The organism is Blastopirellula sediminis (genome assembly GCF_020966755.1).
GTDB lineage: Bacteria > Planctomycetota > Planctomycetia > Pirellulales > Pirellulaceae > Blastopirellula > Blastopirellula sediminis.
The window spans coordinates 840,606-855,485 of record NZ_JAJKFT010000004.1 but is presented as its reverse complement, the minus strand read 5'-3'; the positions used below and the strand labels follow the sequence as shown (position 1 = coordinate 855,485).

Here is a 14,880-nt window from a genome sequence, read left to right as displayed (position 1 = left end):
CTTGGAAGAGGGGTTTGGCAGGGGAATAACGCAATTGTCGCAGGAGCCCAATCGCAAATCAATTGTGCGGCGAAAGCGACTATCGTCCCGGATTGAGCGTCGGCAGCGGCGACGCCGCCCCCACTGCGTCCCGCTTCTGAGCGCGCCTCTCGGCCTGAAACGCCGTCAATAACTCACTTCCTTTCCAGTCGGAAGCCGCTGGCTCGGCATAGCGACATTGATGCAGCCCCTGCACTGCTCGCTGCAATTCATCCCCCGGCTTCCAACCGTCAGGCTGCGTGTTTAACCACGCCGACCATGCCGCTTCAGCCGCGTGCGAATCATTCCCGCGACAGGCCGCACACAATCGTTTCGCCGCAACGCGGTCCGGTGGATGCCAACGCTTCCACTTGCGCTGAAACCATCTCACTAGCTGCTCACGCCGCCAAACAGCGACTGCCGCAACGGCAATCGCAATCAAAAGCGGATAAAGCCACACGCGACGAGAAGTTGAATTCCCCGTAACCTCCGCCAGTTGCGGCGACGCTTCGACGTCAAACGTGACCGCCGGCAACTCTTGCCGTCCGAACTTCTTCTCTTTTGGATTCCACCAGACGTAGGTTGCCGCAGGAATGGTCATCACCCCCGGCTGATCGAAGCGATACTTGATCACGTCGGTCCGCTCGCCGGACAACTCGCCTCGGTCGGTTTTGTCAGCCACGTCGGGTTGTCCCGGATAAACATGCACTCCATCGGGCGCAGCGAGCGACGGAGGCGCGAGCGCCATGCCGGTCATCTCCGTGGCTGACTGCATGATTTTCCGCGAGACGATATCTCCCTGCTTCACCTTGCCGGGCGCCGGCTCCCAAGTCTCTTTCACCATCAGCTTGTCGGTCGTGATCAGAAACTGCGCCGGTTCGCGTCCCGGCGGCGACTCGACATCAACGCTCGCCGCCGGCACTTCCCCGCTTTCGTCATGAACCGGTCCGGTGAATCCGTCGTGATGCCCGTAGCGGACCGAATAACTTGGAATCGTCAGCTCGCCGGCCGCTTGCGTGAAGACGGCGAACTCATGAATCTGAACGAACCAGGTATCCTCCCCTTTTTGCTCGGACGAAACAGTCGGGCTCCCCATCTTCACGATGACCGTTTGCGGAACCTCCGGCAGCGAAAAGCTGGTCGCGCCGCTGAACGACCCCTTGGCCCGCACTTCCACGTAATAGCCGATCCGCTGTCCTACCCACGGCTTCTCAGTCGCAAACCGCGATGTGATCGCGGGCACGTCATCGGCCAATAGCGCTAGTGGACTAACGCATATCAGCAGCAAGGCCGCGATTCGCACGACGTTCATGGCGACTCCTCCTGGGCGGCCTGGTACGAGAACTTCGCCTTCATAAAATCGGCCGGCTTCGTTTGCACCTGACGGAGCCAGATCGCTTGCACCGCTTTATCGGAGGTCGCCTTGTCGCTTTCGACCTCGGTATCCTGCCCGCCTGACTCCTTCTTATCGAAGACGATTTCGTCGGCGCCTTCTTCCTGATCGCCGAGGTCGCCCCCTTCCTGTTTCACTTTCTCTGCGCGAGCCTTGGCCAGGGCAAGGTTTTCTTCCGCCTCTTTCCAACCGGGACGCTTGCGGAGCGCTTCTTCATAGCAGGCAATCGCCAGATCGTACTTGCCGCGCATCAGCCACGCGTCGCCGGCGTTGAACTTCGCAACGTCGGTCGAACGACGCGAAAAGGCCTGGGCCGCTTTTTCAAATTCGCCCGCCCGATACCAGGCCGTTCCCTGCCACATCGGATCTTCAAACGTCTTGGCCGCTTGCTCGTACTGGCCGGCCTGAAAGTAGTGCTGTCCCAATTGATCCGGGGTGTACCACCAACTGGTCCAACTGATCGCGAGAAGTAGAAGCGTCGTTCTCATGCGGCATCTCCTTCCACCTTCGGCGACTCGCGACGGAACGAAGCGGCGACCAAAATCGCTAGTGCCGGAATCAACCAGTAGCCCGACTCAACCCACTGTCGATCTTCGCCGGTTACCGAGGCGAGCGAGACCGCGTCGGCGCTCCGCACAATTCGCTCGATATCCTGGCCGTCGACCGTCAAAGGCTGCACCGACGCATTCAAAGCCCGCGCCGCCGTTTCGATGGAGGCGAAACCATCGGCGTCAGGCTCGCCGATCGCCAGGAACATCACCTTCGCATGGCTCATTTTCTTCGCGGCCGCTTCCAGCGTCTCTCGATCTTCCGTCACCGAATTGGCGACGACCAAAAACTCCGCGGCGTCGGTCCCTTCCGGCAGCGCTCGCTGCGCGACCTCAATCGCCAGATCGAGCCGATCGCCGGGGACCGGCATGATCTCGGGACTGATCTCGGCCGCCATCTGCGCGACGACGGTCGTATCTTGCGTCGGCGGAAGCACCAAATGCGCTGAGCCGGCATAGGCGACCAGCCCTAGCGGTTGACCTTTTCGCGCTTCGGCCAGATCGGCGATCTTCAGCTTCGCGCGATCAAGCGGGCTCGTCTGTTGATCGGCCGGCGTCATGCTCTTGTCCGCTTTCAGCAAAATCACCAGCGGCGGCGCATCCTGAGCGAACGGGCTTGGCTTCATCTTCCAGGTTGGCCCGGAGATCGCCAACGCGGCGATGATCCACCCGGCCAAGAGCAAGCACGAATTGGTGACGCCTGACCTTCGGCCCCCGTGCGAAAGAGCCGCAAGTAACTCCGGATCGATCTGCGCTCGCCAGCCGCGTAGCGATTCGCTACGTGCTCGCCAAAATAGCCACAAGCCAATCGCCGCTGGAATCAGCAACAGCCAATAGGGGCGCAGGAAATGGAAGTTGGATAGAGCGTCGATCATGAGACCACCTCCAACTTGCCATTCCGCGGATTGACGTGCACCTTGGCGCTGGAGGTTGGCGGCGCAGCGCCACCGGCGCCGCGCAAACTGACCCAAAGTTTTTCGAGCATCGAAATCGCCAGCGCCGCTCCCACGAACCACGGAAACAGGTCATGCCGCGGTCGATGACTCACCGTCGAGACTTTGTGCGATTCGATCTTGTCGAGCTGATCGTAAATTCCGGCCAACGAATTACGATCGGCGGCGAAGTAATAGGAACCGCCGGTCGCCTGGGCGACGTCTTTTAACGCTTGCTCATCCAGTTTATCTTCGCCGGCAGTCGTCGGGTCGCCGATCGCGACGGTGTAGATCTTGATGTCGCGCTGCGCCGCAACGCGGGCCGCTTCGACCGGCGGAACGGCGCTCTTGGTATCGTTCCCATCGGTCAGCGCAATGATCGTCTTGGCCGGCGCCTTGCTTGATTCAAACAGATTGACGCCAAGTCCAATCGCATCCCCCAGCGCCGTCCGCGGACCAGCCATGCCGACCTGACATTCGTTCAGCAGACGCTCCGATAGCGAAAGGTCAGTCGAAAAAGGCGCCTGCAAATAGGCCGCGTCCCCAAAGACGACCAGCCCGACGCGGTCTCCCTTGCGGCGTTTCAAAAAGTCGTCCAGCACTTCCTTCACCGCCGTCAATCGATCAACCTTTTTTCCTTCCGCATTCTCAAAGTCATGCTCGTCCATCGAGCCGGAAAGATCGACCAGTAGCAGCAGATCACGCGTCGGGATTTCCTTCACGACCGGCGGTTCAATCCATTGTGGACGGGCCAGCGCCGACACGACGATCAACCAGACCAAGATCGGGACGATGCGGAAACCGGAGATGGCGCCTGATTCGACCGCTGCTCCTCCCGCCCCCAAGATCGCCGACAGCCGCTCGCCAAAGGGAACGCGAACGGCGCTCGGCGCCGATCGTCGCGGCGGTACGAGCCAGCGAACCAGCCATGGCGCCGGCAGCAGTAGAAAAAGCCAGGGATACAAAAAGGTAAACATCGACCTACCCCTGCTGCTTCGGAAGAGGACTATGCGAGGTGATCCACGCTGCGGCGTACGATTTGAGCGGGCCAAGATCGACCGCTTGCTCCGCCGGGGCATATCCCCCTGCCAACAATTGCCGCCGCACCTCCGGCGGCATCGCACAATCAGCGCGACTCGCTAGCCAATCGGCCCACGCTTCGCCAACCAGCGGCGCGATGGTCGCACGGGGCGCAATCGCGAGCGCAGTGCGACGGAGCGTCTCAGAAATCGCCGTAATCGTTTGACAACCTTTCAACTGCTCCAGCGCCGCTCGGCGATAGGCGTTCGCTCGCCAAGACTTCCATGCGGCGCAGACGCCCCACACGACCAACGCCAGAAGCAGCGCAAACAACACATACCAGCCCGGCGCCAACGGAAACCACGGCACTGGCGGCGGCAGCACGATTTCGTGCAGCTGATCAAGACTGGTCGGGTCATCGTTCATGAGGCGGTCGGCCGATCTCCCAAGATGCTCCGAATTTGCTCATCGACCGGATAGGCGGTTGAGATCGGCAACACCGGCACGCGCAGATTGTGGAAGAGCGTCGTCCACTGATCGAGTCGCTCCTGAAACGCTTTCTGAAAGCGTTCCGAAAACTGCTTGCCCGCTGGGATCTCCCAAACCTGCCCCCGATCGCTTGCCATCATCCCCGGCGAGCCGCTCAAGACGGCGCCAAGCGGATCGTAAACCGCGACGATCAATACGTCGTTGTGCGCCACCAACTGAGTCGCCAACTTTTCGGTCTCTTCATTGGCGCCATCCAGATCGCTGATCACCACCACCAGGTGACTATGATGCGCGACGTTGAGCGCCTGCCGCAGCGCCGCATTCAAGTCGACGTCGCCGCTAACCGGTTCACGTTCGGTCAGCTGGCGGTTCATGCGGATCGTTTCATGAAACAGTTGCAGCAGACGCGTCCGACTTCGATGGGGCCGAACTTCGACCGCTTCCGCCTCGTTGAAGACGATGCCGCCGACGCGATCCCCCGATTCAAGCGTTCGCCAGGCGCCGAGCGCCATCACCTCGGCCGCCGCGACCGATTTCATCTTGCTGCGACTGCCGAAGAACATCGGCGCCCGCTGATCGACGACGAACAACACTGGGCGTTCCCGCTCTTCGGAATAGACGCGGACCTGCGGACTACGGAGCCGCGCGGTCGCTTTCCAGTCGATCGTCCGGACGTCGTCCCCTTCGCGATACTGCCGCAGTTCTTCGAACGCGAGTCCCCTTCCCCGCAACCGTGACGCATGCCGGCCGGCCAACAGCGACGAGATCGGCTGACGCGCTTGCAGCGAGAAGCCGCGGGCCTGCGCCTTCAGCATCCAAAGCTCGTCAAACGTGACTTCAATCCGTGCGCCCATGAGGAATCCCCTACGCCGGAACGACCGTTTTCAGCAATGTCTCAATCACGTCCGTTCGCGTGATGCCGGCCGCTTCCGCTTCGTACGTCAGATGGACGCGATGTGCCAGGCAAGCCGGCGCCACTGCCCGAATGTTGTCAGGCGAGACGAACGTTTGACCATGCAACCAGGCATGAGCCCGCGCCGCCGCATCGAGCGCGATCGTTCCGCGGGGACTTGCCCCAATCCGAATCCACTTCGGCAGATCGCCGTCGTAATTCTGCGGATTGCGCGTCCCCAGGACCAGGTCGACGATATAACGCTCGGCCGGCTCAGCGACTTGCACTTGATTCACTTCTCGGCGAGCGGCGAAGATGACCTCCTGAGACAGCTTGGGAGTTTCGGCGCTGGCGGTTCCCGCTTTCTCGCCGCGGACCAGCCGCAGGATCGAAAGCTCGTTGTCGCCGGCTGGATAGTCAACCCGCACATAGAGCAAGAAGCGATCCATCTGCGCTTCTGGCAGCGGATAGGTCCCTTCCTGTTCGATTGGGTTTTGCGTCGCCATCACCAGAAACAAGTCCGGCAACTTGTGCGTCTCGGCCGCGACCGTCACTTGGCGTTCTTCCATCGCTTCCAGCAGCGCCGCTTGCACCTTGGCCGGAGCACGATTGATTTCGTCCGCCAGCACCAAATTGCCGAAGATCGGCCCCGGCTGAAACTCGAACGAGCCGCTTTGCTCTCGATAGATCTGGGCGCCGGTCACGTCTGACGGCAACAAGTCCGGCGTAAACTGCACACGGCTGAATTTGCTGTCGACTAAGTGCGAAAGAGTCTTGATCGAGCGGGTCTTGGCGGTCCCCGGCAAACCTTCCATCAAGACATGGCCGTTCGCGACCAACGCGATCAACAGCCGCTCGACCACTTCGGCCTGACCGATAACCGCCTGATTCAAAGCGGCTGAGATTTGCTGAATCGATTCACGCGCATCCATGAGGTGTAAATCCAAGATGTTTTTCGAATCGTCCGTTTGGCCAACGGAAGAACCGTGCCAGCGAGCGACGATTTTGCCTTGCCAGCAGGGGCATGAGCGCCATGGTCATGTATACTCGACCAGCCGCCGCGTTACCAGAAGTTGCTCTCGAACGCAGAGACACGGGAGAGGCATCCGTAATCACGGCGATTCTCGGATCGCCCAATCTGCCGCGAGATGTCACATCGCCAGAGCGTTATTCGATCGCGGCCGGCGCAACCGCCTTTCCCTTCCACGGCACATCCTTCAGCGATTCGTGAAACACGACGCAGTTGGGCAGCGCCTCCTGCAATCGAGCGGCGCCTTCGGCAGTGATCTTCGTTCCCTGGATTTCGAGAATCTCCAACGACCGCAGCTGGCTCAAATGCGGAATCGCCACATCAGTCAGAGAAGTAAGATCTAGATCTAGATAGGCGAGCCGATCCAGCTTGATCAGATCAGCGATCCCTTCGTCGGAAATCTTGGGGCAGCGCGCCAATGAGAGATGGGCCAACTTTTGCGACTCGCCGATTGCCGCCAGTGCAGAGTCGCTAATCTTCGCATCGTCGAGAATCAGGCTCCTCAGCGCAGGCAGTTTCGGAACGACGTTCATCGCCTCGTCATCAAGCTTAAAGCACTGCTTCAGTTCCAGAATTCTCAAATGCTTGAGTCCCTCAAGACGACTAACCCCGGCCGCGGTCACATCCGAATCGGCAACCTTGACCTCCAGCAAACTGACCGGCGGAGCAAAATTCGCAAGTCCTGCATCGGCATTTTGCCAGCGGTTGAAATGCAAGTACTCGGCCGCACAGATTCCGGCCAGGTTCGCCAGTCCGTCGGCAAATCCAGGTTCGCCGCCATCTCTAAAGACAATTCCTTGAATGGCGACAGCGCGGTCAGGGATCGAACCAGGGTTTTCCGCCGAGTAGGTTATGCCGGATTTATGCGTAGCGACTCTACCACCATGCCCCACCGCCCAGAGCGCTGCCAGCTTTTCCGCTTCGCGCGTCGGCACGTCGGGATGCAAGATCGCGCAATTCGGCAACCGTTTTTGCAGTTCCAACGCCCCCGTCGACGTGATGTTCGTTCCGTGCAGATTGAGCAAATAAAGATTCTTCAGCTCTGCGAGCGAGGAAATCGCCGCGTCATCCAGCGATGTACGGGAGAGATCCAAAGCGCCAAGGCGTGGCGCCACCGCCAATTCTCGCAAGCCAGCCTCGGTAATTTCAAGACCGCCACCCAATGACAAGATTCGTAGCGACTGCGAAGCAGCTAGCGCCGCTAGTCCCACATCGGTGATACTGGAGTTTTGCGTCCCAAGGTAATGCAAATTAGACATTTTCGCCAGATGATCGCAAGCGCCGTCCCCAACCGCCGTGTATTCAAGGTGCAGATTCTCAGGACTTCCTTCCGTCGGGAGGAGACGTATCCCGGCGTCGGTAACGCGCGTTCCGTTTAGCCAGAGATCGCCGAGCGTCTTGTCCGCGAATATGGCAATTCCCTTGTCGGAAATCTGCGATGCGTTATGAAGATGAACGAGCGATAAGGTCATACAATCGGAAAGGGCCGCCAGATCGTCGTCGGTTACTTGCTGGTTGTCGATCAGCAGCACCGTCTGGATGGCGAAACGCCCCTTCGGCATGTCTTCGGCCTTCGAGACGGAACCGAATCCATCCCACTTCGTCACTTCGACCGTTCCTCCGCGCCGGACTACCATCTCGGCCGCGCGACGCTGCCCGTCCGTCTGGTCGGCGGCGATCGACGCAGGATTCGCTGCCGGCGACTCTTCGGTCATCTCCTGCTTCAATGGCTCCAAATGAACCGTGATCGCGTTTAACTTCCCCGCCGAAACGCGAAACTGCTTGGTAAACGTTTCAAACCCACCCTTACTCACCTTGAGCAGGTGCGACTCTTCGTCGGCCGTCAATTCGATCGACTCTTGAGTTGATCCAGTCCTGATCGTGATCTTCTTCTGGCCATCGACCGTCACTTCCGCGCCGGCAAGTTCCGGCTGGTCGATTTCCAATACGATTACGCCCGCCGGAGTTTCGACGCGCAAGAATACGCCGGCGGCCCACAAGCCGCCAAAGCCCGCCAGCGCGAGCAGGCAAACGGCGGCGATCCCCCAGATCCAACGTCGCGGCGGCGACGCAGCCGCCGTCGGCACGACGACCGCTTGCCGGCTGGTGTCGATCAGCGTCGCAGTCTCCTCGAACGCTTTGCTGGTCGAGTCGCCGAGGGGAGCGGCTTCAAAGTGCTCCTCTTCCAGCTTCAGTTGCTGTAGCGCGTCGAGCAGTTCCGCGATGCTCTGATACCGATCCTCCGGCCGTTTGGCGACCATGCGGCGAAAGACCTGATCTAGCTCGACCGGAATGCGGTCGCTAGCGATCGAGGGAATCTCCCGTTCTCGGTGCGCAAGGAGCGTCTTCATGATCGTCTCTTCCGTGAACAAGGGACGCCCATGAAGCAGGAAATAGAGAGTGCAGCCAAGCGAGTAGATGTCGCTGCGAGCGTCGGCGTCGCGGGTATCGACCGCTTGCTCGGGCGCCAGATAAGCGGCTGTTCCCATCACCATGCCGGCCTGCGTCAAATCGTGCGCAGCAGCCTGAGCCCCAACGGTCTCGGCATTCTCAATTCGGGCCAACCCCATGTCGAGAATCTTGACCGTCCCCTTGGAGTCGAGCAGCAAGTTGGCCGGCTTGATATCGCGATGAACGACGCCGAGCTCGTGGGCGTGCTCTAATCCGCGAGCTGCTTGTGCGATATAGTCGACCGCCCTGGCGGCCGAGAGGGGCCCCGTCATACGAATGAGCTTGGCCAGATCTTGGCCGTCGACCAGCGACATCACCAAAAAATGGATTCCCTTCTCTTCGCGCGCGTCGAACGCGGTCACGATATTGGGATGCTCCAGTTTGGCCGCCGCGATCACTTCTCGCTGAAAACGCTTCGCCTTTTCGGCCGAGTCGACGGCCGACTTCGGCAAAATTTTTAGCGCCACCACGCGATCCATCTGCTGATGCAGCGCTTTGTAGACGGCGCCCATCCCGCCGGCGCCGATTTCATCCAGCAGTACGTATCGATCCAACACCAGCGGCAATTCTCTCCCTTCCAACAAGACGACCGCCTGAAACGGCGTCAGGCGTCTCGCCGCAACCAGCTGTTTTGCGAAGGAGAGCGAATCGTCGGCGGGAAAGGCGATACGCAGCTCTTCTACTTTGGCGGCGTCCAGCAACTCCGAATCGGACAGTCGCTGCCGGAATTGCTCTAAGGGGACCTTTGATTCCAGCAGTCGCGTCTCTTCGGCGCCGATCTGGATCGCGTCGAAATCGGGCAACTGCAAGAAGTCGCCAAACGCCTCTTCATCCAATTGGATAAACTGCTGAACGAGTTCGACGCTCTTGATCCGCTCACTTAAGGCCGGGATAAGCTCCGGGCAATCGGCGCACAGTTGCTCGGCCGACAACCGCTCTCCTCGCTGACTCGCTTCGCCCCACTGCACAAGCAGATCGTCGAGCCTCTCTTCTTCGTGCATACCCTTGCCCCTGAAAAGACTACGAATCGGCTCGCAGAATGGCGCCCAAGGCGCTTTGTGCGCGATACCAGCGTCGCTGCACCGTAGAAACGGAAATGTCCAGCAACTGGGCGATTTCCTGCTGAGGCATCCCGGCGTACCAGACCAGTTGAAACGCTTCGCGTTCGTCCGCGGGCAACTGCTCCACGGCCTGGTGAAGTCGCAGCCAGTCGTCAAGCGAATCAGGGCTCGACGCCGCTTGCTGCAGCGCTCCGCCGTCTCCATCGCTGTGATGCTTGTCGCCGTGACGTCCGGGACCACAGTGGTGCCGGGCAAGATCAATAAGGGTACGGCGTATTTGTAGCGTCGCCAGGCCCAGAAACTCGCGAACCGACGCAGGCTGAACGTCCGAGAGAGAACGGTATAGTCGCATTGCCGCGGTTTGAAAGACGTCATCGGTTCCCTCCCAACGTTGCAGTTGAGGGAAACCCCGCAGCATTTTGCGCGTCAGGTGAAGCAGACGCGTCGACGCTTGACCGATCAGCTCCCCATACGCCTCTTTGTTTCCCTGCGACGCCAGGTCGATGAGCGCTTGAAGTTGGGTGGTGTTTGCCTGCGAAGTCATACATGCCTTTGCGACAGAACGCCTTGTGACGCTTGTGATCCCTTAATGATAGCAAAGCACCCTCCACTTCTACTAGATTTCCCGTTTCTAAAAATAGAAGCGGACGCCGCCCCCCAAATCCCTCACCTACCGCCAAAAAGTCCATGCAATTGTCGAAAAAACTGCACGACGAAACTGGTCGTTTACGGCCTATTTCCTGGCATTTCGCCGTTTCGCCAAACTGCTCCCCCGCCCAAAGAATTGACATGTCGCGATCTTCCGATATAAAGAAGTAACAGTGACGCACCGATTGGCGACTCCGGCCGCCATCCGCCCAATGCAGAAGCGAGGATCGCGATGAGCGACGTCCAAGTCAGTGAGCGTTCGATGTCGATTACCCAGCGCCTGAACGAACCGCAGACGCAGGAGATGCTCCACCGCCTGCTCGATCACGCGGAAGAGCTCGACAAGCTGCTGCAAGCGGCTCGCGAGCTTCCCAATCTGGTGGCGATCGCCGTCGACCTGTTCGACAGCCTGGCTCGTCAGGCGGCCGATCAAGGCATCGACCTGGAGCAGCGTGCGACCGATATTCTGAAGCTGGTTAAAAAGTTGACCGAGCCGCAGAACATGCAGGCCCTCAGCTCTCTGGTCGACCATCTGCCGAAGCTGCAACAAGCGGCCGGCGCCGCCGAAGAGTTGCCCAACCTGGTCGCCATCGCGATCGACACGTTTGACGAATGGGCGGCCAATCTAAAGAACGAAGGAATCGAGCTGGAGCAAAGCCTCAAGAACGGTCTCTACGCCGCCCTCTATCTCGGCGGCAAGATCCGGAAGGAAGAGCTTGATCGGCTTGGCTATCTGCTGCAATCGGACGTCCTTAGCGAGGCGTCGGTCGAAACGGTCAGCCTGGCCGGTAGCGCCTTGTCGAGTTGCCGTCAAGGCAGCTGCGAACATCCGGTTCCGCCCCGTATCGGTTTGTTCGGCATGCTGAAAGCGGCCCGCGATCCAAACACGCAGCGTGCCCTCGCATTCGCCGTGCAGTTCAGCAAATGCTTCGGCGGCATGCTCGAAGCGAAACATCCCAATAGCCCCGTATCCCAACAATCGCAATCGTAGGAGTCGATATTATGAGCCACCACCAAATCGTCATCGTCGGCGGAGGAACGGCAGGCATTTCGACCGCCGCGCGATTGCGAAACGCCGATCCCACGCTCGACATCGCGATCATCGAACCGTCGGAGAAGCACTACTACCAACCGCTCTGGACGTTGGTCGGCGGTGGAATGTTTACGCCAGAGCAGTCCGGCAAGAACGAAGCGGACGTTATCCCGTACGGGGTTGAGTGGATCCGCGACGCGGTCGTTGCGTTCAATCCCCATCAAAACAGCCTGACGACGCGCGAAGGGGTCGAAGTTGCGTATGACTATCTGATCGTTGCCCCCGGCATTCAGCTGAACTGGGACAAGATCAAAGGGCTGCGGGAAGCGGTCGGCAAGAACGGCGTTTGCAGCAACTACTCGATCAACACCGTCGGCAGCACTTGGAAGTTCATTCGCGAGCTGAAAGAAGGAACCGCGATCTTCACCCAACCAGCTGGCGCCGTGAAATGCGGCGGCGCCCCGCAGAAGATTTGCTATCTGGCCGAAGATTACTTCCGCCGTAGCGGCGTTCGCGACAAGATTAACGTGATTTTCACAGCGGCCGGGCCTCGGCTCTTCGCCGTCGATAAATATCGGGAAGTTCTCGAAAAGACAGTGGCGCGAAAAGGAGTCGAAACGCGACTTCGTCATGATCTGGTCGAAATTCGCTCTGACTCGAAAGAAGCGATCTATCGCCGGACCGATACGGAAGAAGAAGTAGTCCTCCATTACGACATGATCCATGTCACGCCGCCGATGGGCGCCCCTGACTTTGTCGCCAACAGCGAACTGGCCAGCGAAGCCGGCTGGGTCGACGTCGATCAGTACACGCTGCAGCATGTCCGGTTTTCCAATGTTTTTGCGCTCGGCGACGCAGCGAGCCTGCCGACTTCCAAAACCGGCGCCGCGATTCGCAAACAGGCCCCGGTGTTGGTCGAGAACCTTTTGTCGGAAATGCGACATCAGCCGCTGACCGCGATTTACGACGGCTATACGTCGTGCCCGGTCGTCACCGGCTACGACAGTTTGGTGCTGGCCGAGTTCAATTACGACGGCGAGCCGGAAGAGACCTTCCCGTTCAATCAAGCGCAGGAACGATTTAGCATGCTCCTCCTTAAAAAGTATGGCCTGCCTGCGTTATATTGGCACGGCATGCTGAAAGGGAGAGCGTAAGCCTGGCGTGATCGAGCGAGCGCTCCCAACGACTGAAGAATCCCACAATCGAAGGAACCGACGCGATGCCTCAAGCGAACTCGATCAAGAATCTGCAGAAAGCGCTCTCGATGGAACTGACCGCCTGCCATCAGTACCAACTGCATGCGGCGGTCCTCGACGATTGGGGGCTCGATCTGCTCGCCGCCAAGATGCGAGAAGAAATGCAGGAAGAGCTGGGGCACTCTGAAAAGTACCTGGAACGGATCTTGTTCCTCAAAGGAGACCCGGCGCTCACCCTCGATAAAGCTCCGATCCGCGCTAATACCCTCGCCGAGCTCTTCACCTCCGACCTGGAAGACGAAAGAGAAGCGATCCAGTTCTACACCGCCGCTTCGCAACAAGCGTCGCAAGACTCCGACATCGGCACGCGCACCTTGTTCGAGAGCATCGTGCTCGACGAAGAAGGTCACATGGCCTGGCTCGAGCTGCAACTCGATCTGATCGAGCGGATGGGGGAATCGGCCTACATCGCGAAGCATATGTCGGGGAACTAGTCCGCCAGATTCGTCGTAGGCTGGGCAAAACCCAGCCTACGCGTTGTCAACGCGGCACGCTTCTCGACAGCGTGCTCGGACTTCTTCCCAAAACTGCGGCGACTCTCGCTTCTCCAGATCGACGGCGTTGTGCTGAAATACTTCGCCCAAAATCCGACACAGTTTTCCTTCAATACCTCGCAAGAGGTCTACGCTCCAACTCGAGCTCTCGTAAAACTCGGCTGCAATCTCCGAGTGCAGCCAGTACCACGGCTCCTCATGAAAACAGAAGCCCTTGGTCGACAACAACGGATATCCGGTCCGTTGGAGCCATAGTTCCTGCTGCCAATCATTCCACTGCAAGACGTTCGTCATGATCGTCCGCCATATTTCGACATAGCTGTCGTAGTCATATTCGACTTCGTTTTCGTTCATGGCAAACGCTCCTTACTTGAACGCGGTATCGGCCTCTCCCTTATCCCCTGCCGCAGCGTTCGGCGCCGACACTCCCAGCAGCAAGATCGCAGCCAAGCCCGCCAGCGCCGCTCCCCAGCCAAACGCGACGAAACTTCCATACTGCTGATAGAGCCAGCCGAAGATCAGACTCGACGGCAATGTCGAAATGCCGATCGCGAAATTGAACCAGCCGAAGGCGAGCCCTTTTCTCTGCTCGCCTACCAGCGACGTAACAAGCGTTTTCTCGGCCGGTTCGGTCAGCGCGTAGAAGAATCCGTACGCCAAAAAGACAAGCGTCACTTGCCAGGCCGAGACGACTGCGGCGAACGCCAGATAGATCGCCGCGTACAACATCCAGCCGGCCAGAATCAGCGGCTTGGCGCCAATCTTATCGACCGCGCGGCCAACCAACAGATTCCCGCCGCTTTTCACAAAGTGGAACGCGCACCAGAGCATCGGCAACATCGCCGTCGGCACGCCTAATTCGCCGGCCCGCACGAGCAGAAACGCATCGCTCGAGTTGCCAAGCGTAAAGACGATCAGCGAAAACATGTAGAGCTTGAAGTTGCGATCGAACGGCTGCGGCGCCTCCGCTTCTTCCTGCTTCTCCGCCGGCTCGGCCAACTCTTCCCGCAATCCCAACGTCAACAGCAGCACCACCAGCAGCCCGGGGATCACCGTCAACAGAAACAGCAATCGCAACTCTCCCGGCCAAGCCAGCAAAAAGAGAGTCGCCAGGACAGGACCGATCGCCGCTCCCAGATGATCCATTGCGCGGTGAAAGCCAAAGGCCCTTCCCCGCATTCCAGCCGGCGTCGAGTCGGCGATCAGCGCATCACGAGGCGAAGTTCTCACCCCCTTCCCCACTCGATCGGCCATTCGCGCGGCGAGCATATGCCACGGCGCCGTCGCAACGCCGATCAAGGGCCTCGCAAGGGCCGCCAACGTATAGCCAAAGACGACCAGCCCCTTCCGCTGGCCAACGCGATCTGAAAACGCGCCCGACCACAACTTCAATAGGCTCGAGACCGATTCGGCCAGCCCCTCGATGATCCCCAGATAAAACCGATTCCCGCCGAGCACCGTCAGCAGAAACTGCGGCATCAGCGGATATATCATCTCGCTCGCAATGTCGTTCAACAGACTTGCAGCGCCGAGCAGCTTGACGTTCCGTGGAAGCGGCGGCCGGGCTTCCGGCTTCTCAGGCGTCGACTCAGGCGCCGCAGATGTCGGCTCCATC

14 protein-coding genes are annotated in these 14,880 nt (G+C 59.5%); 3 read left to right on the top strand and 11 right to left on the bottom strand.

The features are described 5' to 3' along the window. Positions 1-79: 79 nt before the first annotated feature. The 9 genes from LOC68_RS07200 to LOC68_RS07160 form a co-directional block, all read right to left on the bottom strand. Positions 80-1,330, bottom strand: a complete 1,251-nt coding sequence (locus LOC68_RS07200) for a BatD family protein (RefSeq protein WP_230217206.1) — start codon at positions 1,328-1,330, stop codon at positions 80-82. After that, a complete protein-coding gene (locus LOC68_RS07195; RefSeq protein WP_230217204.1) occupies positions 1,327-1,899 on the bottom strand; it encodes a tetratricopeptide repeat protein in 573 nt (190 codons plus the stop codon). Before LOC68_RS07195 ends, LOC68_RS07200 begins: the two co-directional genes overlap by 4 nt. After that, positions 1,896-2,834 carry a VWA domain-containing protein gene (locus LOC68_RS07190; RefSeq protein ID WP_230217202.1) on the bottom strand — a complete coding sequence of 313 codons (939 nt, stop codon included), beginning with the start codon at positions 2,832-2,834 and terminating at the stop codon, positions 1,896-1,898. The genes LOC68_RS07195 and LOC68_RS07190 overlap by 4 nt, the downstream gene beginning before the upstream one ends. Continuing rightward, entirely contained in the window at positions 2,831-3,868 is a 1,038-nt protein-coding gene (locus tag LOC68_RS07185) for a VWA domain-containing protein (RefSeq protein ID WP_230217200.1), read from the bottom strand. Before LOC68_RS07185 ends, LOC68_RS07190 begins: the two co-directional genes overlap by 4 nt. Before the next feature lie 4 nt (positions 3,869-3,872). Continuing rightward, entirely contained in the window at positions 3,873-4,337 is a 465-nt protein-coding gene (locus tag LOC68_RS07180) for a DUF4381 domain-containing protein (protein ID WP_230217198.1), read from the bottom strand. Further along, a complete protein-coding gene (locus LOC68_RS07175) occupies positions 4,334-5,254 on the bottom strand; it encodes a DUF58 domain-containing protein (RefSeq protein ID WP_230217196.1) in 921 nt (306 codons plus the stop codon). The genes LOC68_RS07180 and LOC68_RS07175 overlap by 4 nt, the downstream gene beginning before the upstream one ends. Positions 5,255-5,264: 10 nt before the next feature. Further along, positions 5,265-6,224, bottom strand: coding sequence for an AAA family ATPase (locus LOC68_RS07170; protein WP_230217195.1), 960 nt, complete (start codon positions 6,222-6,224; stop codon positions 5,265-5,267). 235 nt (positions 6,225-6,459) lie between these two features. Next, positions 6,460-9,774 (bottom strand): protein kinase domain-containing protein, encoded by a 3,315-nt coding sequence (locus LOC68_RS07165; RefSeq protein WP_230217193.1) that lies wholly within the window; start codon positions 9,772-9,774, stop codon positions 6,460-6,462. Positions 9,775-9,793: 19 nt separating this feature from the next. Continuing rightward, entirely contained in the window at positions 9,794-10,378 is a 585-nt protein-coding gene (locus LOC68_RS07160) for an RNA polymerase sigma factor (protein WP_230217191.1), read from the bottom strand. A gap of 336 nt (positions 10,379-10,714) precedes the next feature. On the opposite strand from LOC68_RS07160, the gene LOC68_RS07155 reads away from it, so the two are divergent. The 3 genes from LOC68_RS07155 (at position 10,715) to LOC68_RS07145 (ending at position 13,205) form a co-directional block, all read left to right on the top strand. Beyond that, entirely contained in the window at positions 10,715-11,473 is a 759-nt protein-coding gene (locus LOC68_RS07155; protein ID WP_230217190.1) for a DUF1641 domain-containing protein, read from the top strand. A gap of 11 nt (positions 11,474-11,484) precedes the next feature. Beyond that, positions 11,485-12,669: an NAD(P)/FAD-dependent oxidoreductase gene (locus tag LOC68_RS07150; RefSeq protein ID WP_230217188.1), complete on the top strand. Its 1,185-nt coding sequence runs from the start codon at positions 11,485-11,487 to the stop codon at positions 12,667-12,669. Between the two features lie 65 nt (positions 12,670-12,734). Then, a complete protein-coding gene (locus LOC68_RS07145) occupies positions 12,735-13,205 on the top strand; it encodes a bacterioferritin (RefSeq protein ID WP_230217185.1) in 471 nt (156 codons plus the stop codon). Positions 13,206-13,241: 36 nt separating this feature from the next. On the opposite strand, the gene LOC68_RS07140 is transcribed toward LOC68_RS07145, so the two are convergent. Both LOC68_RS07140 and LOC68_RS07135 read right to left on the bottom strand, forming a co-directional pair. Then, on the bottom strand, positions 13,242-13,619 hold the full coding sequence (locus tag LOC68_RS07140; RefSeq protein ID WP_230217183.1) for a hypothetical protein: 378 nt from the start codon (positions 13,617-13,619) through the stop codon (positions 13,242-13,244). Positions 13,620-13,631: 12 nt separating this feature from the next. Beyond that, on the bottom strand, positions 13,632-14,879 hold the full coding sequence (locus tag LOC68_RS07135) for an MFS transporter (protein WP_230217181.1): 1,248 nt from the start codon (positions 14,877-14,879) through the stop codon (positions 13,632-13,634). Between the last annotated feature and the right edge of the window lies 1 nt (position 14,880).